The following is a 21,339-nucleotide window of genomic DNA, read 5'->3' on the forward strand; positions in this document are numbered from 1 at the left end:
GTATGTCGAAATTTTTGATCATAGATGGTAATAGCTTGATGTACAGGGCGTATTTTGCTCTGCCTGATTTGATGAACAGCGAAGGAATGCATACAAATGCCATATACGGTTTTTCAATGATGCTTCTTAAATTGCTGGAGGAGGAGAAACCAGACTACATAGCAATAGCTTTCGATAAAAAGGCTCCTACATTTAGGCACAAGGAGTACAGCGCTTATAAAGGAACCCGCCAGTCGATGCCAGAAGAGCTGATAGAACAGGTGGATATTTTAAAAGATGTGATAAATGCGTTTAACATAAAGACCATCGAGATAGAGGGCTTTGAAGCAGATGACATCATTGGTACAGTATCAAAAATTGCTTCCGAAAGTGGGATGGATGTGCTTATCGTCACAGGCGATAGAGATGCGCTTCAGCTTGTGTCGGCAAACGTAAAAGTGAAAATATGCAAAAAAGGCATAACGCAGATGGATGAGTACGATGAAAAGGCGGTCTTTGAAAAGTATGAAGTGACGCCACTTCAATTCATAGACTTGAAAGGGCTTATGGGAGACAAATCAGACAACATTCCGGGAGTGCCAAATATAGGGGAGAAGACGGCCATAAAGCTTATTAAAGAATTTGGATCAATTGAAAATTTACTGATGAATACAGATAAGTTAAAAGGGAAAGTAAAGGAAAATGTAGAAAACAATGCAGAATTAGCTGTTTTAAGCAAACGGCTTGCTACGATTGAGAGAAATGTTCCTATTGATATTGATTTGAATGAATACGCGGTGAAAAATTACGATGCCAATAGGCTTACAGAGCTATTTGAAAAATTGGAATTTTCAAGCCTCATCTCAGATTTAAAAGATGATAGTCGTGATACAAAGGATATTAAAGAATGGCCTGTAAGAGATTTTACATACGTTAAAAATGTTTTAGGAAAGTTTGATGTTTTGTCACTGTATCCATTCATATATGATGGAAAGATGAAAGCAGTATCATTTGCTTGCGGTGACGAATCGTTTTTTGTAGAGATAGATGATTATGACAATTTTAAATTGCTTAATAATGATAAGCTTACGTTGATAGGACACGATCTGAAAGATTTTTTAGTAAGCATTTCATACTGCGGCATTGAACTTAATTGTAAGATTTTAGATACGGCCATAATGACTTATCTTTTAAATCCATCTGAGTCGAATTACGACATAAGTCGCGTATTGAAAAAATACTTGAAAGAGGATTTGCAAAACATAGATGATATTGTAGGCAAGGGCAGGAATAAAAAGAGCTACGATGACATTGACAAAAGGCTTTTAGTCGATTATATGTGTTCAGTCGCATCAAGCTTATTTAAGTTAAAAGATAAGCTCATGTCATTTATAAAAGAGATGGAGATGGAAGATCTTTTAAAAAATGTGGAAATTCCGCTTATTGAAGTGCTAAAATCTATGGAGGTGTACGGCTTTACATTAGATAAGGATGTACTTAGAAGTATTTCTAAAGAAATAGATGAAAAGACAGATAAGATTGTAAAAGATATTTACGATGCTGCTGGATACGAATTTAATATTAACTCTACAAAGCAGTTATCAGAATTTTTGTTTGATAAACTGAATTTGCCAGCAATAAAAAAGACTAAAACAGGGTATTCGACTGACATGGAAGTTCTTGCAGAACTTATACCGTACAATGACATAGTAGGAGAAATAATAGAATATAGACAGCTTATGAAGCTTAAATCTACGTACATAGATGGCTTCATTCCCATCATGGATGAAAATAATAGGGTTCACTCTACGTTTAAGCAAACTGTTGCTGCTACAGGGAGAATTAGCTCAACAGAGCCTAATCTGCAGAACATACCTGTAAGAGAAGAGTTTGGCAGAAGGATAAGAAAGGCATTTGTATCAAGTTATGAAGATGGGCTTATAATATCTGCTGATTATTCTCAGATTGAGCTTAGGGTTCTTGCGCATCTTTCAGAGGACGAAAAACTTATTGAGTCATTTTTGAACAATGAAGATATACATTTAAGGACGGCATCGGAGGTTTTTAAGGTCTCGAAAGAAGAAGTGACAAGTGAAATGAGAAGGCGGGCGAAAGCTGTCAATTTTGGCATTGTATATGGTATAAGCGATTACGGCTTATCTAAAGACTTAAAGATTTCGCGAAAAGAAGCGAAAGAATACATAGACAATTATTTTGACAGATACAAGGGCGTCAAAAATTACATCGATTCAATAGTCAAATTTGCAAAGGAAAATGGGTATGTTACGACTATCTTAAACAGGAGAAGATACATACCGGAAATCAATTCAAAAAATTTTAACCAAAGGTCTTTTGGCGAGAGAATGGCGATGAATACGCCTATTCAAGGCAGTGCTGCGGATATAATAAAGATGTCGATGGTTAAAGTGTACAATGAATTAAAGGAAAGAGGATTGAAATCACGACTTATTCTTCAGGTTCACGATGAGCTTATAATTGACACACATCCTGATGAAGTTGAGATAGTCAAGGGGCTTTTAAAATCGATAATGGAAAATGTCATAAAGTTAAGAGTTCCTTTGGTCGTAGATATAGGACAAGGGAAAAATTGGTATGATGCAAAATAAAAGTGTCTATAAGACACTTTTAAATTATATAGATTGGAGGTGCGATGGTGAAGGTTATCGGATTGACAGGTGGAATAGCGTCAGGGAAAAGCACCGTTTCATCCATATTAAAAAGTCTTGGAGCAGTAATAATTGACGCTGATGTCGTTTCAAGAGAGATTATGATAAAGGGTACCGAGACATATAATATATTAGTAAGCGTATTTGGAAAAGAAATTTTGCGAAAAGATGGGGAGATAGACAGGAGAAAACTTGGCAACCTTGTTTTTGCTGATAAAGAAAAATTGAACAAATTAAATGAAATTACGCATCCGGAAATAATAAAAAGGATAAAAGATATAATAGAAGAAGAAAGAAAAAAGGGCAAAGAGAAAGCCATCGTGCTGGATGCAGCATTGCTAATTGAGATGAAGCTTTTTAATATGGTAGATGAAGTATGGCTTGTGGTTGTTGATAAAAAGACACAGATTAGAAGGCTTATGAAAAGAGACAATTTAAGCTATAAAGACGCATTAAACCGTATTAAAAGCCAGATGTCTATAGAGGACAAAATGAAGTACGCAGATTTCATAATTAATAACTGCAAGGATTTTAATGCTATAAAAAGACAAGTTGAGCTGTTGTGGGGACGTTTTTCAAAATAGAACATCTGGAGGTATTATATTGAAGTTTAAAAAGGTCATATTGGTGATAGTAGTAGCGATTACTGTTTTGACGGTATATGGAGTCAAGACAAATTGGTTTTTAAAGCAATTATATCCTAAGAAATACAGTCAACAGGTGTACTTCTATTCAAATCAGTATGGAGTAGATCCTAATTTGGTCTTTGCTATGATAAAGGCGGAAAGCAATTTTAATCCTGACAGCGTTTCAAGCAAAGGAGCTATAGGACTTATGCAAGTGATACCTGAGACAGGAACTTGGGTTGCTAATTACATAGGCATCAAAAATTTTAGCGTTAATATGCTTTTTAATCCGGACTACAATATAAATATAGGAACATGGTATCTAAAATACCTTTTAAAGCAATTTAATAATGATGTCACTTTGGCAGTAGCCGCATATAATGGAGGAAGTGGCAATGTTTCAAATTGGTTAAAGGACAAGAGGTACTCGGAAAATGGCAGCAATCTTAAAAAAGTGCCTTTTTCAGAGACGGATAAGTACATCAAAAAGGTGTTGAAGTATTATAAGATTTACACAAATTTATACAAATGATTTGAAGCATTGCACAACACTATGATGTGAGGGATCTTAAATGGATTTTGGGGTTTTGATTCTATCCATCATGTTGTTTTTCAGCATTATAGGAAAAAATGACAATGTTGCGGCTGCTATTCTAATACTTCTTTTGACGAAGCTTATGAACTTGGAAATAATTAATCAATTTGTATCGAAAAATGGCATGAATCTTGGTATAATAGTATTGACTATGGGAGCCTTATCTCCTCTTGCAATGAACAAAGTATCAATTGGCGACTTTTTAAATGCTGCAAAAAGCATGGAAGGAGTTATTACAATTATTGCGGGGATAATTGTAGCTGTATTAGCATCTATTGGCCTCAATACCATGAAGGTGGATGCAAATGGTGTCGTAGGTGTTTTGCTGGGTACTGTGATTGGTGTAAGCTTCTTTAAAGGAGCACCAGTGGGTCCGATGATAGCCCTTGGCATTACGACAATCTTACTTAGGATATTTAGATTATAGAGAGGGAGAAGAATACATATGAAAATCATCAAACATCTTGAAGACTTAAGGGAAGTTAAGGTAAGCAATGATAGAGAGTTTTTTTCTGCTACACATGATGAGATAAAAAATGGTGCGACTACTGATGTTTATTTTTTAAGGACACAAGATATTTTAAAGCATTTGGGGATTGATGGGAAAATTGTAACAGCGGAGATATTTGCAAGAAGAAGTGGTGTTTTTGCAGGACTGCCTGAAGTAAAAAATGTTTTGAAAGATAAAAACATTGAAGTATGGTCTATAGATGAAGGTGAGACATTTGAACCAAAGGAGACTGTTATGAGAATCATTGGGCCTTACAACGAGTTTGGTACGTATGAAACTGTGATATTAGGCATGTTGGCCAGCTCATGTGGATGGGCCACTGCCGCAAGGGAGCTTAAAGAAGTTATTCCAGATAAGCCTTTACTTTGTTTTGGCGCAAGACATGTGCATCCTGCAGTGGCTCCTGTCATGGAAAGGGCAGCCCTTATAGGTGGTGCCGATGATGCCAGTTGCATATTAGGCGCTAAGCTTTTAGGACGCGAGCCAAAGGGCACAGTTCCACATGCGGCTTTTCTGATAGCTGGTGACACTCTCACTATAGCAAAGGCTTACAGTGAAATAACGCCTAAAGATGAAAAGATAACTATTTTAGTAGATACATTTAAAGATGAAATTGAAGAATCATTGAGAGTTGCTGAATTCTTAGGAGATAGGTTGTACGGCATAAGATTGGATACGCCATCGGAGAGAGGAGGCGTAACGGCAAGCCTTGTGTATGAACTTAGGCAGAGGCTCAACCAGAAAGGGTTTAATAATGTCAAGATCATTGTGTCTGGTGGGCTTACACCTGAAAGAATAAAAGAGCTTGCATTAAGTGGTGCAGACGCATTTGGAGTTGGCAGTTATATATCAGATGCATCTCCTATAGATATGACGATGGACATTAAAGAAGTAGAAGGAGAGCCTATTGCAAAGAGAGGTCGAATTCCGGGAAGGATAGAGAATGCAAAACTAAAAAGAATAATATAATAGACAGGCATGAATCCATGCTTGTCTATACTATACCGAATGAATCGCAATTTATACAAAAAGGTATTGACACAAATAAAAAAACATTATATAATGACTAATGTGCTGACGATGTTGTGACGCGGGGGTGGCGGAATAGGCAGACGCGTACGTTTGAGGGGCGTATGGAGTTTTCCGTGCGGGTTCAAGTCCCGCCCTCCGCACCAAAATGAAAGCAGAATATTTTACATAAAAAATAAGCCTTTTGAAAGGCTTATTTTAATGCCATTTAATCATTATAAGTGACATGAATACAATCGCAACAATAGTCGTTGCCGTTATAAAAATAGATGCAAGCTTGGTGTTTAGATCTTTCTCGTTGGAGTATATGACTGCTACAAGTGCTGTTGGCATTATCGTCCCTAACATTATAGCTTTAATTGTCATCGACGCGGTATTGAAAAATAGAGGCAAGACAAAAAACAGTGCTATGCCTGGAGTATATTTAATGGCAAGACCTTTAAGTAGTGACAAAATTTCATCCTTTTCTAAATTAAAATCAAGAAAGTACCCTATTACAAACAAAGCCAATGTTGTATTTGGCATCGAAATTTGTTCTGCAAGGTTTACAATTAGGCTTGGAAATTTAATGCCTATGACATTCAAAATGAAGGCGATTATATAAGTGAGTGATTTCGGAAACTAATTTCCAGCGTCATACTATGGCATAAATTAGAAATTAGATACAGAAAATAACAAAGCCTTTGCGATAAAATACTGAAAAGAGGAAAGAAAATGTAAAATAATGAAAATCAATTTAAAAAAAGAGTATAAGAAATAAAGCCTAATAAAATAGGTTTAAAAATTAACAGTATATGGAATCTCAATATTTATGCTGCTCTACCTAATAATCCATCAAGCATAGAAATAAAATCAAACTTAGATTTTTTCAATCTAGCATCAAGATGGATATTAATAGAATGTATCATAATCCAGAAAGACCAACGCTTTTTGCCTCTGGTTTTAGATAGCTCCAACTCATAGTCATTAAGAAGCCTTTTGTTAACACGCTCAGAAGAAGTTCGCTTTTTCATCTCGCATTTCCATTCATCAGAACCACGTGGAATGACGGTAAACAAGCGAGGATCAGATGAAGGCTTCGTATAAACGGTTCTACCATAATCAGAAGAGGAGCACTTATCTTTACAATTACATGAATCAACTTTACCAGTCGCAAAAGGACAGCGCCATTTAATTCTGTTACGGTCTTTCATAAAACCATTGTAAACCATAGATAATCCTGCCATACAGACAGGAATACCATTTTCATTGATTTTAATAGTACCTTGGTACTTGCTGTTGTTTTTATTCTTCTTATTAAGCGGAATTACAGGTTTAATATTCCACTTATTAAGAAGATGATAAGTAGGGTAATTATCATGAGCACAATCACCAATAAATTTATCAAAAACGAAATCAGGATACAAAGCCCTTGCTTCAGACAAAGCAATAATAGCAGTAACACCATCATAACGAGGAGCCTCAACCAAGCGAAGATAAATCGGAATATCAGATTTAAGCTCTTCGTTGTATGTCACTAAAAAATAACCAGAATAACCATAAAACCATGTCTCATGATAACTATCCCAACCATAGCGAGCATCGGGGTCAGAGAACTTGCGATGGCAGTCACAATTAAATATACCCTTATTAGCACAATCACAAGTTCTAATACCGAAAGGACTTCCGCCGGTTTTAATACAAGTACCGTCACCGGAGATAGTAAGTTTTTCAATATCACCGAGGATGCCATCATTGGCGGAAGGCCTAACAGCAACATCGGCAAAAATTTGTTGAAGAAGCTTCTCAGGTCTTGACTCAAAAATTTTACCCTGTAAAGCCAAATCAACAAATTTCTGTATAATACCAGGGTGGCGTGGTGGGAGCTTCTGATTTTTAGCAAGTTTTTTACGTGGTTTGCGTTTAAAAGGATGGAGAGAATCCTGTCGGTCTTTTTCAATATCAGGATCCTCAAGCCATAACCTGTTAATCAAGTCATAATGAGTACCAACACCAGGAATATTATCAGGAGACACGCCAATCATGCAACACAAAAGATTATCATGATGAAGCGTGTAAACCCATTTAGTAATACTGTGACATTTAAGAAGAGACATAAGTACAAAAGACCGAAAAACTTCAGGCTGATTTTTGGCTGGAGAACCAGTATTAGAGTAATAAGGTTCCAGTACAGGTTTAAGAACATCAAGATCTAAATTATAGAGTTTAGATAAAGCTTCAGAAAATTGAAGGACACGATTTTTATCTGAAGCATAAATGGGTTGAATATTTTCGACAAGGAAAGACTGATAATCAGAATGCGAACGCCATGCGCCCAACATAAAATCACCTCAATAACAAGTAGTATGGTAAAAACACCATCCATTTCGATTATTGGGGCGATTTAAAAAAGTCAAGATAGAATGCAACCATATATGTTAAATAAAGGGAAATATAAAGAAAAAATCTTACAATGTAAATAAAGATGTAAATGAATTGGAAATCGAAAAAGGATTTCAGAATGAAATTTTGGGGGATAAATTTAAAAGATGTCTCCTGAAATTCAGATATATCAGGCAACAGAAGTTGCCGAAAATATTCATAAGTGTCAAAAGGTACAAAGCACAAGATCTTTTTGAATACTTTTTTTAGATCTAATTTATCGCTTTGAGAAAATGCGTATGCAGCAATATATGCGACTCCAAAGACGTTAAATGAATTTCCCATGTCAAACATGGCAATGTGCAAAAGACCATTGTTGCCGTAAATTTGTTGGACAAACGGGAAAGCGAAAAGACCTATGTTGTATCCGCAGAGAGATATAATCAAGGTGCCTTTTGTCTCTCTTTTTAAATTTGCGTTTCTAAAGGCCAAAAAGCCTATAATAAAAGTGATGAAGCCAAAAGCAAAGCCTGATAACGTCAAAACGAATAAATTCGTGTTTACTTTTGTCGTCAAGAAAACTTTTGCGATGCTGGCAGGCAACGTTATGTAGATAATAAAACTATTTAGCACCTTTCCTGTTTCTGCAGGCAGAAATTTCATTTTTTTTACCGCGTAACCGAAAAATATTATGATGATGCTTATTGCGACTTTTTGAAGTATGACTATTTGGCTCATCCGTATCCTCCTTTTCGTATATCAAATAAAATTATACTACAATAGATCGCTTATTTATAGAGATTGTAACAAATTTATAAATTTTTTATAAAATATATTAAGAGATTATTAAAAAAATCTTAAAAAATTATTATGAAAACATTGACTTTATTAATTATTTTTGATAAAATAAAAGAAACTTGTACATATTAGCAATCTTGCCGAATCCTATTTAGGTACGGAGGATTTTTCATGTTTGGGGTTAATCTGCCAGAGGCAGTAGGGATACCTTCTATTCCGCACCCGTCAACTAACTCCGGAGGCAAAAGGAAGGAGATTAGCTATGAATAGCAAATTAGGCAAATTTATTTTTGGTGTATCCGTTTTCGGCATGACGATGGTAGGTTCCTCGATGCTTACTCACATTTATGCAGCAGATCTTGGAAGCGGCATTGTCGTTGGAAACGGTGTAAATGTTAGAAATGGCGGAAGCTTGTCGTCAAAGGTTATCACACAGTTAAACTATAACGATGTGGTTACAGTGATTGGACAGGATAATGGCTGGTACAACATAAAGCTTTCAGATGGGACTGTAGGCTGGATATACAGCAAGTACCTTTCATTAAGATCTTCAAGTACGGTGTCAAGAGGTGATGTTGACAGAAGCATTGCCTCAAGGCTGATTGACTTTGGAAAAGAGTTTTTAGGAACAAGGTATGTTTACGGTGGTGAATCTCCATCAGGCTTTGATTGTTCAGGTTTTACTCAATACGTCTTTAAAAGCGTTGGCATTAGTTTGCCGAGGGTAGCTGATGAGCAAGCTACGGTAGGGACGTACGTCGATAGAGCAGATTTGCAGCCTGGTGATTTAGTGTTTTTTAAGACATTGGGTAGCAGCATAATAAACCATGCTGGAATATACATAGGAAATGGCCAGTTTATGCACGCTTCATCTGGCGCAGGAAAAGTCATGATAAGCTCTTTGTATGAAGACTACTACAGCACTCATTATGCTACAGCCAGAAGGGTTATACAGTAACTAAATATAACGACAAAAAGGCACTTTATGTGTCTTTTTTTGATGCATTTTTAGACGGTATTTTATAGTTTGTTGACTATTTAGGCATATTAATATATCATTATATATTGTATAAAATTTGCATTTGTGTGGAAGGAGTTAACCTAAATGGGGTTTGTAAGGGACGATATAAGGAATGTAGCTATAATAGCGCATGTTGATCATGGGAAAACAACTTTAGTAGATGGAATGCTTAAACAAAGTGGCATTTTTAGACAGAATGAAAAAGTAGAAGAGAGGGTAATGGACTCAAATGAATTAGAGAGGGAGAGAGGGATAACAATTCTTTCGAAGAACACTGCCATAAGGTACAATGGTGTAAAGATAAACATAGTTGATACACCTGGACATGCTGATTTTGGCGGTGAGGTAGAACGGGTACTTAAAATGGTTGACGGTGTACTGCTGCTTGTAGATGCCTTTGAAGGACCGATGCCTCAGACCAGATTTGTATTAAGCAAGGCTTTAGAGCTTAATTTAAAACCTATAGTAGTTGTGAATAAAATCGATAGACCTGATGCAAGGCCGGAAGAAGTCATCGATGAAGTCCTTGATCTTTTCATTGAGCTGGGTGCCGATGACGATCAGATAGATTTCCCTGTAGTATATGCTTCTGCCAGAGAGGGCATTGCTAAGTTAAGTTTAAAGGATGAATCGGTAGATCTGCGTCCTCTTTTTGACACTATCTTAAAAGAGATTCCGGCGCCGGAAGGTAATATAGATGATCCACTGCAGCTTATTGTTACGACCCTTGATTACGATGATTACATTGGAAGAATCGCTATTGGAAAAGTGGTTAGAGGTAAGATTGTGTCGGGAGAGAGTGTAGCAATATGTAAAAGAGATGGGGCTGTGCAAAATGTAAAATTAAGCAATTTGTATCAGTATGAAGGTTTGAAAAGAGTACAGGTTGATGATGCTAAGTTGGGTGATATAGTAGCTGTATCAGGCATAAGCGATATTGAGATTGGAGAGACGATAGCCGATCCAGAAAAGCCAGAGGCTGTAGACTTTGTTGAAATAGAAGAGCCAACCATTTCGATGACATTCGGCGTAAATACGAGTCCATTTGCAGGTAGGGAAGGCAAGTACGTGACATCGAGACATATAAGAGAAAGGCTTTTTAAAGAGCTTGAAACGAATGTTGCATTAAGAGTGGAAGAGACAGAGACGACAGAAGCATTTAAAGTATCTGGACGTGGCGAGCTGCATTTGTCCATTTTAATAGAGACTATGAGGCGAGAAGGATATGAGCTTCAGGTTTCTAAGCCATCTGTGATTATAAAGGAGATAAACGGTGTCAAGCATGAGCCTATTGAGCTTGTTACTATTGACATACCAGAAGATTACATGGGCGTAGTGATGGAAAAGATGGGCTCAAGAAAAGGGGAGCTTATGGATATGCACACTTTGAAGCCCGGTACATTAAGGTTGAAATTTAAGATACCGACAAGAGGATTAATTGGTTATCGCTCTGAATTTCTTACGGATACCAAGGGAAATGGGATAATGACGTCTATAATCTATGACTATGAACCGTACAAAGGTGATATACCAACAAGGTCAAGAGGATCTTTAGTTGCATTTGAGGCAGGTACCACAACGACTTATGGGCTTTACAATGCACAAGAAAGAGGAACTCTTTTTGTTGGCCCAGGTGTTGAAGTGTACGAAGGCATGATAGTTGGTGAAAATTCCAGAAGTGAAGATATAGATGTCAATGTTTGCAAGAAAAAGCATGTTACTAATTTGCGTTCTGCCACTGCAGATGAGGCATTAAGGCTTTCGCCTGTTAGAGAAATGTCTCTTGAAGAAGCTTTGGAATTTATCGCTAACGATGAACTTGTGGAAGTTACGCCTAAAAGTATAAGGCTTAGAAAGAAGATATTGAGCGCACAACAAAGGTATAAAAATGCTAAATATAAACAATAAAAGGGGGTATGACCCCTTTTTTTATTTTGAACCATCAGATGTGTCGTTGAGTATTTTGCTTATGTAGTTTATGGTTTCTTCATAAGGCGGTATGCCACTGTACTTATTTACGGATTCTTCTCCCGCGTTGTAAGCTGCTAAAGCTAATGCAGTATTGCTGTATTTATTAAGCAATTGGCTTAGTAGTTTTGTACCACCATCAATATTTTCTTCTGGATCGAATGGATTTGTTACACCTAAATACTGAGCTGTTGACGGCATTAACTGCATTAGGCCCATTGCGCCTGCGCTTGATACAGCATAAGGATTGTAGTCTGATTCGGCTTTTATGACAGCATTTATCAAATCCTTGCTGACGCCGTATTTTTTTGAAGCCTCATCTATATAGCTTTCTATTTTGTCTTTTGATACGGCAGGCATATCTGGCGTTTTATTATTGAAATCAGTTGTTTCAGATTTAGCATTGTCAGTAGAAGCAGTTTCTTCGCTTATCAATTCATTTAAGATGTCCTGAAATGAACTGCTTTTATCTACGAGGTTTATGTTTACAGGTAATCGCGATTGTATATCGCTAAATCTGCTTTCGATGATTGAATCTACATAATCCATTTTCCAAAACCTCCTCATATTATCTATAATTCGACAAAAAAATTAAAAATCCTTTATTCGTTTTAAAAAATGAGAATATAGTCTCAAATAATGAATGATTTGTAAAAAGGATTTTAGTGTTTGGTGTAGAATATATAATTAGGTGATTAATGTGTATACAGACGAAGAAAGCAAGAAAAATACAAAATTAGGCTTTAAAAGGGTTGTATTGCTATTGGCTTTGTCAATAGTAGCATCTATAGGAATAGGATTTGTCATTTCTCAGTATGCCATAAAGCCATATCTGGCTAAGCTGTCTGAAAAAAATGTTTATTCTTATTCCATGGAAGTGCCACAGATTAATTATTACGTTGTAAAAATAGGACAGTACAAGGATGAAAAAGATGCTTCATATAATTTGAATTTGCTTACCATGAAAGGAATCTACGGTGAAATCCTTAAAGATGGCGGAAATTATGTTTTGTGTTTGGGACAATTTATGGACAAAAAAGATGCCTATGATTTCAGCTTAAAGCTCAATAAAAGTGGCATTAATTCATCTGTAGCTTTGTACTATGGACCTGTTTATCAGATATACTATGAAAAAAGTTCGGAAGAAAGCGTAAAGGAAGCAATTGACAATATAGATGTTTTTTTAAACGATTTGTCACATTTATCACAGCTTTCGTATAAAATGGCATTGCAGACTGCCAGCGAAAAAGATATAGACGATACGGAAAAATACTTTAAAAAGTACAGCAACATGACTTATAATATAAATATAGATGAAAATTTAAAAAAAGTTTTGGAGGATACGAAGAAAATTAATAGTCAAATTTTAAACAATCTTGACGATGTAAGGACATCGTTTGAATTAAATGACGGAAATGCTTATGGATTGACTCAAAAGCTTCTTATGGATTCCATAAAACAGTATTATAACAGCATGAGTTATTATAAATAGGGGAGTGCAGCATGAAACTTGAAGAAGTGAAAGAAATATTAAACGCGGAAGTGCTTTGTGGTCATGATAGATTGTCTGAAGAAGTAAATACGGCTTGCGGCGCAGACTTGATGAGCGATGTTTTGGCTTCAAAAGATGAAAAATCACTGCTTTTAACAGGGCTTACAAATGTTCAAGTTGTTAGAACGGCGGAAGTCTTGGGAGATATAGTGTGTATCGTCTTTGTGAGAGGAAAAGAGCCTGGACCTGAGATCTTGGATATGGCAGCTTCTGCGTCTATAGTGGTTATGAAGACAGATTATCCGCTTTTTATCGCTTGCGGCCTTTTATATAAAAATGGACTTAATTGTGGGAGTGAATTTTAATCGTGAAGCCGTATACAATGGATTTTGATGTTAAAGCAAGAGATTTTTCATCTGCAGGAGAGTCGTCAAGTAAGTTCCGGAAGACTTTGCTTATGCTTTCGATACCATCTGACATAGTTAGAAGGGCATCGATTGCAGCTTATGAAGCTGAGATGAATATAGTCATTCATTCTTATGGAGGCAAGATGCATTTTGAAATATATAAAGACAAAATTGTGATAGTCGCTGAGGATACAGGCCCTGGCATAAAAGATCTGGAACTGGCTATGAAAGAAGGATATTCCACAGCGCCAAAAGAAGTGATTGAAATGGGGTTTGGCGCAGGGATGGGGCTGCCAAACATGAAGCGAAATGCCGATACTATGGAAATAGTTAATCACGATGAAAGCGGGACGAAAATCGTCATGACGATTAATTTTTAAATTCTAAGGTGGGTTGTTTACAATGTATTTTCATTCTGTGACTCTTGATAGAGATAGGTGTAAAGGATGTACCAATTGTATAAAAAGGTGCCCTACTGAGGCGATACGTGTGAGGGATGGAAAGGCAAAGATAATAAAAGAGAAATGTATTGATTGCGGGGAGTGCGTAAGGGTATGCCCTTATCATGCTAAAGTCGTGGTGACAGACGATATAGGCATGATGGAAAATTACAAATATAGAATCGCTCTTCCAGCGCCTTCTCTTTACGGGCAATTTAAAGATATGACAATAGGCGACATATTGGCATCTTTGCAATCATGCGGGTTTGACGAAGTTTTTGAGGTTGCTTATGCTGCTGACATCGTATCGTATATAACTCGAAATATAGTAAAGGCGAAAGATTACAAAAGGCCCATTATATCATCCGCATGTCCCGCTATTGTTCGGCTTATTCAACAGAGATTTCCTTCATTGATGGATAATATTTTAGATATAATGCCGCCTGTTGAGGTGGCTGGGAAAATTGCCAGAGATGAAGCTAAAAAGAAAACAGGGTTAAAAGACGAAGAAATAGGAGTGTTTTTTGTATCGCCGTGTGCTGCGAAAGTCACCAGTGTGAAAAATCCCATAGGCATTGAAAAGTCGTATATAGACGGTGTTTTTTCCATGAGGGATGTCTACAGCATGATATTGGACAAAAGAAAATTTGCTGAGAAGAAAATTGAGCATACTTCATCAATGATTGGAGTTGGATGGGCAAATGCAGGCGGTGAATCGTACGGCACATCATTGGAAAATTGTCTTTTTGTAGATGGAATTCAAAATGTCATAGGTGTATTAGAGGATATTGAATTAGGAAAATTAGACGACATTGATTTTTTTGAAGGTCTTGCTTGTGTTGGTGGATGTGTGGGAGGCCCTTTGACTGTTGCAAATAATTTTATTGCCAGAAATAGGATAATGAAATTAAAAGAAAAATTAAACAAGGATGTATCGGTAAAAAAATATATAGCGGTGGATTTTCATGAGTTTATGCTAAATGTCAAACTTAAAAAAAGCGATGTTTTAAATTTAGATGAAGACATAGACAAAGCTATTGACATGATGAAATCAATTGATGAAATCTATAAAAGCTTGCCGGGACTTGATTGCGGTTCTTGTGGCTCCCCTGGATGCAGGGCTCTTGCAGAGGATGTAGTAAAAGGATTTGCCAGCGAATATGACTGCATCTTTAAATTAAAAGACAGGATAAAGATACTGGCAGAAGAAATAAATAAACTTTCTATAAAAATTCCGCCTGTAATAGGCAGTGATAAGGAGGTAAAGCCTTGAAAGTAAAGGATATATTAAGCCATGAATTTACTTTGGTAGCAGGTGAGGGAGGCATAGAAAAGGAAGTAAGCAATGTCTATGTGTGTGATTTGCTAAGCTTTGTAATGTCTCACGTGAAAAGCGGAAGCGCATGGGTGACGATTCAGACGCATGTGAATGTGATTGCGGTTGCCGTTATGACAGATATAAGCTGCATCATCATCTGTGAAGGAGAAAAACTTGATGAAAATGCTAAAGAAAAGGCTGATGAGGAAAACATACCTGTTATAGCGTTTAATGGCAGTTCATTTGAAGCAGCAGTTAAATTAAGTGAGATGATTAAATGAAGTTTTACTATGATTTGCACATTCATTCATCATTATCGCCATGTGCAGATGATGATATGACTCCTAATAATATTGTCAATATGGCTTTGATAAAAGGCCTTGACGTAATATCTTTGACAGATCATAATTCAACTAAAAATGTCGAAGCCGTCCATGAATTATGCCGGCAGAAGGGAATAAAGTTTATACCAGGCATAGAGGTTCAGACAAAGGAAGAAGTTCATGTATTATGTTATTTTTTTGATATTCTCGACTGTTTGAATTTTGGTGAAATGATTTATAACAGCTTAGACTGCGTAAAAAATAACAAATATCTTTTCGGAAATCAATTGATTATGGATAAAGACGACAATATTGTGGATGAAGCAGAAAAGCTGCTTCTATCTTCCAGCAGCTTTTCTGTTGATGAAATCTTTAGAATGATGGATGGCATTGGTGCTGCTGTGCCTGCTCACATAGATCGCACTTCTTACAGCATCATTTCAAATCTCGGCTTTATACCAGATATATCAAATCTTAAAACTGTAGAAGTTTCTTCATCATTGATTGCCAATCGCATTGTAGATGAATGTATAAAGAAGTATAAAAGACTCACTTCTTCTGATGCTCATCATTTAGGCCACATAAGCGAAAGGGTAAATTGCTTTGATTTAGATGATTTGAATATGGTAGTCGACTGGATGTGCAAGTAAAGAAAACATATCAAATTAGTCGGGATTATCAGAAAATAAAAAAATTTTTATTTTTAACTGTTAAAAAAATAATTAACATATGGTATAATAATTATGTCCTATTTTGCAATTTTAAAGATTAATTTTTTTAAAAGGAAGGTATTAGATGCAGGCAATCTACGAAAAATTCAGCGAAGAAAATATAAATAAGTTAAAAAAAGTGATAGACCAATTGAAAGATACAGACGGTTCTTTGATTGCTGTCATGAATGAAGCTCAAGAAATATTTGGCTATTTGCCTATAGAAGTTCAGCAATTTATTTCAGAAGAAATGAATGTACCATTGACAGAGATATTTGGAATCGCGACTTTTTACTCACGTTTCACATTAAAGCCATCCGGGAAGTATAAAATCGGCGTTTGCCTTGGCACTGCTTGTTACGTAAAAGGTTCTGCGATGGTATTAGACAAATTAAAAGAGAAGCTTGGCATAAGCGTAGGAGACGTGACAGGTGATGGCAAGTTTTCACTTGAAGCGACTCGCTGTTTAGGTGCTTGCGGTCTTGCACCTGTAATGATGATAAACGGAGAAGTTTTTGGCAGATTGACACCTGATGATGTTGAAGATATATTGAAGAAATTTGATTAAGATATGAAAGAGTTATCGCTTTACATTTTAGATATTGCTCAAAATAGTATAAAAGCTGGTGCAAAAAATATATCGATCAAATTAGAAATTGATCATAAAAAGGATTTTATGCGTTTAAGCATTGAAGATGACGGTTGTGGAATGGACGATGAACTTTTAAAAAAAGCGTTTGATCCTTTTACGACAACAAGGAAAGAGCGGAAAGTTGGATTGGGTTTGCCTTTTTTTAAAGAATTAGCCCTTCAATGCGGCGGAGATGCAAAAATAAGGTCTCAAAAAGGTGTTGGCACTTATGTAGAAGGAACTTTTAATCTTTCAAGTGTTGATTTGATTCCAATTGGCGATATACCTTCTACTATAGTTTCGCTTATAGTCTCTGATAGTGATGTTGACGTGTTATTTGAAATTATATCGGATGGTAGAAAATTTTCCTTTAATACTTTGGATGTTAAAAAACTGCTAAATGGCGTAAAGATTACAGAGCCTTCTGTATTGCGGTGGCTAATTGAGTACCTTGAAGAAAACATAAATTGTGTCATGGAGGTGTAAATATGAAATCTATAGAGGAATTAGAAAAAATAAGAAAAGAGACATTGGAAAAGGTAAATCTTCGTAAAGATAGAAACGGCATAAGAATTACGGTCGGCATGGCTACGTGTGGTATAGCTGCTGGCGCAAGGCCAGTTATGATGGCTATATTAGATGAGCTTGGCAAGAGAAATATTACGGATGTAGTTGTTGCTGAGACTGGTTGTATCGGCATGTGCAAATATGAGCCTATGGTAGATGTTTATGTTCCTGGACAAGAAAAAGTTACGTATATAAAAGTTGATGAAAACAAGGCAAGGCAGATAGTTGCGGAACATGTAGTTAACGGACATCCGATTAAAGAATGGACTATTAGTAGTGTTGAATAAAGGAGGGCTGTAGATGTTATATAGATCACATGTTATGGTGTGCGGTGGTACTGGATGTACATCGTCAAATTCAGATAGAATAGCAAAATGCTTTGAAGAAGAAATTGCAAATAAAGGTTTAGACAAAGAAGTTCAGGTTGTAAGAACTGGATGCTTTGGACTTTGTGAGTTGGGCCCAGTTGTTGTCGTGTATCCAGAAGGCGTGTTTTACAGCTGTGTCAAAGAAGAATATGTTCCGGAAATCGTGGAAGAACACCTTCTAAAAGGAAGAGTTGTTAAAAAGTATCTTTATGGAGAAAGCGTCACAGAAGAAGGAATCAAACCTTTAGAGGAAACAGCATTTTTCAAGAAACAGCAGAGAGTTGCTTTAAGAAACTGTGGTCTTATAAACCCAGAGGATATAAAAGAAGCAATTGCATTTGATGGCTATAAAGCATTGGCAAAGGTATTGACTGAGATGACGCCTGAGGAAGTCATAAATGAGATTAAAAAGTCAGGCTTAAGAGGTAGAGGTGGTGGTGGCTTCCCTACAGGTATAAAGTGGGAATTTGCTTACAACCAAAAAGAGACGCCTAAGTACGTCGTTTGTAATGCTGATGAAGGGGATCCTGGTGCCTTCATGGATAGAAGCGTATTGGAGGGAGATCCTCACAGCGTTTTGGAAGCTATGGCTATAGCAGGATATGCAATTGGTGCTAACCATGGTTATATTTATGTAAGGGCTGAATATCCTCTTGCAGTAAAGAGGCTTCAAATTGCGATAGATCAAGCAAGAGAATACGGACTTTTAGGCAAAAATATTTTCAATACGGGATTTGACTTTGATATAGAGATAAGGCTTGGAGCAGGTGCTTTTGTCTGCGGTGAAGAGACTGCACTTTTAAATTCTGTCATGGGAAAACGCGGTGAACCAAGGCCAAGGCCTCCATTCCCTGCTGTAAAAGGCGTGTGGGAAAAACCAACTATCATAAACAACGTTGAAACTTATGCAAATATTCCTGCGATAATATTGAATGGTGCAGAATGGTTCGCAAGTATAGGCACTGAAAAATCTAAAGGCACAAAGGTATTTGCTCTTGGCGGAAAAATCAACAATACTGGCTTGGTAGAAATACCTATGGGTACAACCCTGAGAGAGATCATATTTGAAATAGGTGGCGGAATACCAAATGGCAAGAAATTCAAAGCAGCTCAAACTGGTGGACCATCTGGTGGATGCATTCCTGCGGAGCATTTAGATACACCTATTGACTATGATTCGCTTCTTAATATTGGTTCCATGATGGGTTCAGGTGGACTTATCGTAATGGACGAAGACAACTGTATGGTTGATATTGCAAAATTCTTCTTGGAATTTACCGTTGATGAATCATGTGGCAAATGCTCACCATGTCGCATAGGTACGAGAAGAATGTTGGAACTGCTTAATAAGATAACATCAGGAAAGGGCGAAGAAGGAGATATCGAGAAACTTGAAACTCTTGCTAATTCCATAAAGGCGTCTTCTTTGTGTGGATTAGGTCAAACAGCTCCTAACCCTGTTCTTTCCACTATAAGGTATTTTAGAGATGAATATGAGGCGCACATAAAGGAGAAAAGGTGTCCTGCAGGTGTTTGCCAGGCACTTCTGAAATTTAGAATTGATCCAGATAAATGTAAGGGATGCGGCATATGTGCCAAGAATTGTCCTACAAACGCCATATCTGGAAAAGTAAAGCAGCCTCATGTGATAGATCAAGATAAATGTATAAAATGTGGAACATGTATGGATAAATGTCCGTTTGATGCTATATACAAGAAATAGTAATGAAAGGAGTGCAAAACATGGATAAAGTTCGAATAACTATTGATGGAATTCCTGCAGAAGTACCTGCTAACTATACAGTATTGCAAGCTGCAAAATATGCAAAAATTGAGATTCCGACATTATGCTACCTTGAAGAGATAAACGAAATAGGTGCTTGCAGGCTATGCGTTGTTGAGATAAAAGGCGTTAGAAATTTACAGGCATCTTGTGTTTATCCTGTAAGCGACGGAATGGAAATATACACGAATACTCCTCGTGTAAGAGAGGCAAGGAGATCTAATTTAGAGCTTATACTGTCTGCACACGACAGAAGCTGCCTTACATGCGTAAGAAGCGGAAACTGTGAGTTGCAAGATTTAAGTAGAAAGTCTGGCATAGATGAAATAAGGTTTATGGGCGAAAATATAAAATATCAAAAAGATGAGTCGTCTCCTTCCATCGTAAGAGACCCAAATAAATGCGTATTGTGTAGAAGGTGTGTTGCTACCTGCAACAATGTGCAGAATGTTTTCGCCATAGGCATGGTTAACAGAGGATTTAAGACTATTGTTGCACCTTCATTTGGCAGAGGTCTAAACGAATCACCATGTATTAGCTGCGGACAGTGTATAGAAGCATGTCCTGTCGGAGCGATTTATGAAAAAGACCATACAAAGATTGTTTACGATGCGCTTTTGGATGAGAAGAAATACGTTGTAGTTCAGACAGCACCTGCTGTGAGAGTTGCACTTGGTGAAGAGTTTGGAATGCCTTATGGTTCGATAGTGACAGGGAAAATGGTATCAGCTTTAAAAAGGCTTGGGTTTGACAAAGTGTTTGACACAGACTTTGCTGCAGATTTAACCATAATAGAAGAAGGAAATGAACTTTTAAAGAGGCTTAACGAAGGCGGTAAGCTTCCTATGATAACATCCTGCAGCCCTGGATGGATAAACTATTGTGAAAGGTATTATCCAGAATTTATAGACAATCTTTCTACTTGCAAATCGCCTCACATGATGATGGGCGCAATAATAAAGAGCTATTTTGCGGAAAAAGAAGGAATAGATCCAAAGGATATCTTCGTTGTATCAATTATGCCGTGTACTGCCAAGAAGTATGAGATAGACAGGCCTCAAATGATAGTAGATGGCATGAAAGATGTAGATGCTGTTTTGACGACGAGGGAGCTTGCTCGTATGATAAAACAGTCAGGCATAGATTTTGTCAACTTGCCTGACAGCGAATACGACAATCCGCTGGGCGAATCATCCGGTGCTGGTGTCATATTCGGTGCTACAGGCGGTGTCATGGAAGCGGCTTTAAGAACTGTTGCAGATATAGTTGAAGGAAAAGATATTGAGAATTTTGAGTACGAAGAAGTAAGAGGATTGGAAGGAATAAAAGAAGCGAAGATTGACATAGGCGGAAAAGAAATAAAAATAGCTGTAGCAAATGGCACAGGGAATGCTAAGAAACTCTTAGACAAGATAAAGAATGGCGAGGCAGAGTACCATTTCATAGAAGTCATGGGGTGCCCTGGCGGTTGCATAATGGGCGGCGGACAGCCAATACACAATCCAAATGAAAAAGATTTGGTGAGGAAAAGTAGGTTAAAAGCCATATATGAAGCAGATAAAGACTTGCCTATCAGAAAGTCTCACAAAAATCCAATGATAACAAAGCTGTACGAAGAATTCTTAATAAGCCCATTAGGAGAAAAATCTCATCACTTGCTTCATACAACCTATAGCAAAAAAGATCTTTATCCTATGAATGATTAAAAAATCTCCCTAAAGGGAG

The 21,339-nt window shown here is 36.9% G+C and carries 22 protein-coding genes, 1 tRNA gene and 1 riboswitch; of the genes, 19 read left to right on the forward strand and 4 right to left on the reverse strand.

Features of this window, described 5'->3' with window-relative positions; all coding sequences use genetic code 11:
• Nucleotides 1-2 precede the first annotated feature (2 nt).
• The 6 genes from polA to GSH73_RS05570 all read left to right on the forward strand — a co-directional run bounded on the left by polA (nt 3) and on the right by GSH73_RS05570 (nt 5,573).
• On the forward strand, nt 3-2,606 hold the full coding sequence (gene polA, locus GSH73_RS05545; RefSeq protein WP_014758988.1) for a DNA polymerase I: 2,604 nt from the start codon (nt 3-5) through the stop codon (nt 2,604-2,606).
• A 47-nt stretch (nt 2,607-2,653) separates the two neighbouring features.
• Nucleotides 2,654-3,250 (forward strand): dephospho-CoA kinase, encoded by a 597-nt coding sequence (gene coaE, locus GSH73_RS05550; RefSeq protein ID WP_038069466.1) that lies wholly within the window; start codon nt 2,654-2,656, stop codon nt 3,248-3,250.
• 19 nt (nt 3,251-3,269) lie between these two features.
• On the forward strand, nt 3,270-3,824 hold the full coding sequence (locus GSH73_RS05555) for a lytic transglycosylase domain-containing protein (RefSeq protein ID WP_014758986.1): 555 nt from the start codon (nt 3,270-3,272) through the stop codon (nt 3,822-3,824).
• A gap of 40 nt (nt 3,825-3,864) precedes the next feature.
• Nucleotides 3,865-4,314 carry a DUF441 domain-containing protein gene (locus tag GSH73_RS05560; protein WP_014758985.1) on the forward strand — a complete coding sequence of 150 codons (450 nt, stop codon included), beginning with the start codon at nt 3,865-3,867 and terminating at the stop codon, nt 4,312-4,314.
• A gap of 18 nt (nt 4,315-4,332) precedes the next feature.
• Nucleotides 4,333-5,367 carry a nicotinate phosphoribosyltransferase gene (locus GSH73_RS05565; RefSeq protein ID WP_014758984.1) on the forward strand — a complete coding sequence of 345 codons (1,035 nt, stop codon included), beginning with the start codon at nt 4,333-4,335 and terminating at the stop codon, nt 5,365-5,367.
• A 121-nt stretch (nt 5,368-5,488) separates the two neighbouring features.
• Nucleotides 5,489-5,573, forward strand: a tRNA-Leu gene (locus GSH73_RS05570).
• 52 nt (nt 5,574-5,625) lie between these two features.
• Here the strand turns inward: GSH73_RS05570 and GSH73_RS05575 are convergent.
• The 3 genes from GSH73_RS05575 to GSH73_RS05585 all read right to left on the reverse strand — a co-directional run bounded on the left by GSH73_RS05575 (nt 5,626) and on the right by GSH73_RS05585 (nt 8,526).
• Complete coding sequence (locus GSH73_RS05575) at nt 5,626-6,012, reverse strand: AEC family transporter (RefSeq protein ID WP_235062572.1); 387 nt, start codon at nt 6,010-6,012, stop codon at nt 5,626-5,628.
• A 224-nt stretch (nt 6,013-6,236) separates the two neighbouring features.
• Nucleotides 6,237-7,748, reverse strand: a complete 1,512-nt coding sequence (locus GSH73_RS05580; protein WP_014759563.1) for a hypothetical protein — start codon at nt 7,746-7,748, stop codon at nt 6,237-6,239.
• 49 nt (nt 7,749-7,797) lie between these two features.
• Nucleotides 7,798-8,526 (reverse strand): AEC family transporter, encoded by a 729-nt coding sequence (locus GSH73_RS05585; protein ID WP_236640056.1) that lies wholly within the window; start codon nt 8,524-8,526, stop codon nt 7,798-7,800.
• Nucleotides 8,527-8,714: 188 nt separating this feature from the next.
• A riboswitch (cyclic di-AMP (ydaO/yuaA leader) is annotated at nt 8,715-8,845 on the forward strand.
• Between the two features lie 3 nt (nt 8,846-8,848).
• On the opposite strand from GSH73_RS05585, the gene GSH73_RS05590 reads away from it, so the two are divergent.
• Together GSH73_RS05590 and typA are read left to right on the forward strand one after the other, a co-directional pair.
• The gene (locus GSH73_RS05590; protein ID WP_014758982.1) at nt 8,849-9,544 is read left to right on the forward strand and encodes a C40 family peptidase; all 696 of its coding nucleotides are present in this window, start codon (nt 8,849-8,851) and stop codon (nt 9,542-9,544) included.
• A 147-nt stretch (nt 9,545-9,691) separates the two neighbouring features.
• A complete protein-coding gene (gene typA / locus GSH73_RS05595) occupies nt 9,692-11,515 on the forward strand; it encodes a translational GTPase TypA (protein WP_014758981.1) in 1,824 nt (607 codons plus the stop codon).
• A 21-nt stretch (nt 11,516-11,536) separates the two neighbouring features.
• Here the strand turns inward: typA and GSH73_RS05600 are convergent, their stop codons facing one another.
• Complete coding sequence (locus GSH73_RS05600) at nt 11,537-12,124, reverse strand: lytic transglycosylase domain-containing protein (RefSeq protein ID WP_014758980.1); 588 nt, start codon at nt 12,122-12,124, stop codon at nt 11,537-11,539.
• A gap of 142 nt (nt 12,125-12,266) precedes the next feature.
• On the opposite strand from GSH73_RS05600, the gene GSH73_RS05605 reads away from it, so the two are divergent.
• The 11 genes from GSH73_RS05605 to GSH73_RS05655 all read left to right on the forward strand — a co-directional run bounded on the left by GSH73_RS05605 (nt 12,267) and on the right by GSH73_RS05655 (nt 21,320).
• A complete protein-coding gene (locus tag GSH73_RS05605) occupies nt 12,267-13,067 on the forward strand; it encodes an SPOR domain-containing protein (protein WP_233432478.1) in 801 nt (266 codons plus the stop codon).
• Between the two features lie 11 nt (nt 13,068-13,078).
• Nucleotides 13,079-13,432 carry a DRTGG domain-containing protein gene (locus tag GSH73_RS05610; RefSeq protein WP_014758978.1) on the forward strand — a complete coding sequence of 118 codons (354 nt, stop codon included), beginning with the start codon at nt 13,079-13,081 and terminating at the stop codon, nt 13,430-13,432.
• Between the two features lie 2 nt (nt 13,433-13,434).
• Entirely contained in the window at nt 13,435-13,854 is a 420-nt protein-coding gene (locus GSH73_RS05615) for an ATP-binding protein (RefSeq protein WP_014758977.1), read from the forward strand.
• A gap of 22 nt (nt 13,855-13,876) precedes the next feature.
• Nucleotides 13,877-15,187, forward strand: a complete 1,311-nt coding sequence (locus GSH73_RS05620; protein ID WP_014758976.1) for a [Fe-Fe] hydrogenase large subunit C-terminal domain-containing protein — start codon at nt 13,877-13,879, stop codon at nt 15,185-15,187.
• Entirely contained in the window at nt 15,184-15,513 is a 330-nt protein-coding gene (locus tag GSH73_RS05625; protein WP_014758975.1) for a DRTGG domain-containing protein, read from the forward strand. The genes GSH73_RS05620 and GSH73_RS05625 overlap by 4 nt, the downstream gene beginning before the upstream one ends.
• Nucleotides 15,510-16,205, forward strand: a complete 696-nt coding sequence (locus tag GSH73_RS05630) for a PHP domain-containing protein (protein ID WP_014758974.1) — start codon at nt 15,510-15,512, stop codon at nt 16,203-16,205. Before GSH73_RS05625 ends, GSH73_RS05630 begins: the two co-directional genes overlap by 4 nt.
• Nucleotides 16,206-16,350: 145 nt before the next feature.
• Nucleotides 16,351-16,833, forward strand: a complete 483-nt coding sequence (locus tag GSH73_RS05635; protein ID WP_014758973.1) for an NADH-quinone oxidoreductase subunit NuoE family protein — start codon at nt 16,351-16,353, stop codon at nt 16,831-16,833.
• Between the two features lie 3 nt (nt 16,834-16,836).
• The gene (locus GSH73_RS05640) at nt 16,837-17,382 is read left to right on the forward strand and encodes an ATP-binding protein (RefSeq protein ID WP_014758972.1); all 546 of its coding nucleotides are present in this window, start codon (nt 16,837-16,839) and stop codon (nt 17,380-17,382) included.
• 2 nt (nt 17,383-17,384) lie between these two features.
• On the forward strand, nt 17,385-17,750 hold the full coding sequence (locus GSH73_RS05645; RefSeq protein WP_014758971.1) for a (2Fe-2S) ferredoxin domain-containing protein: 366 nt from the start codon (nt 17,385-17,387) through the stop codon (nt 17,748-17,750).
• A 13-nt stretch (nt 17,751-17,763) separates the two neighbouring features.
• On the forward strand, nt 17,764-19,554 hold the full coding sequence (nuoF, locus tag GSH73_RS05650; RefSeq protein WP_014758970.1) for an NADH-quinone oxidoreductase subunit NuoF: 1,791 nt from the start codon (nt 17,764-17,766) through the stop codon (nt 19,552-19,554).
• A 20-nt stretch (nt 19,555-19,574) separates the two neighbouring features.
• Entirely contained in the window at nt 19,575-21,320 is a 1,746-nt protein-coding gene (locus GSH73_RS05655) for an NADH-dependent [FeFe] hydrogenase, group A6 (protein ID WP_014758969.1), read from the forward strand.
• Nucleotides 21,321-21,339: the final 19 nt, after the last annotated feature.

The organism is Thermoanaerobacterium aotearoense (assembly GCF_009905255.1).
GTDB lineage: Bacteria > Bacillota > Thermoanaerobacteria > Thermoanaerobacterales > Thermoanaerobacteraceae > Thermoanaerobacterium > Thermoanaerobacterium aotearoense.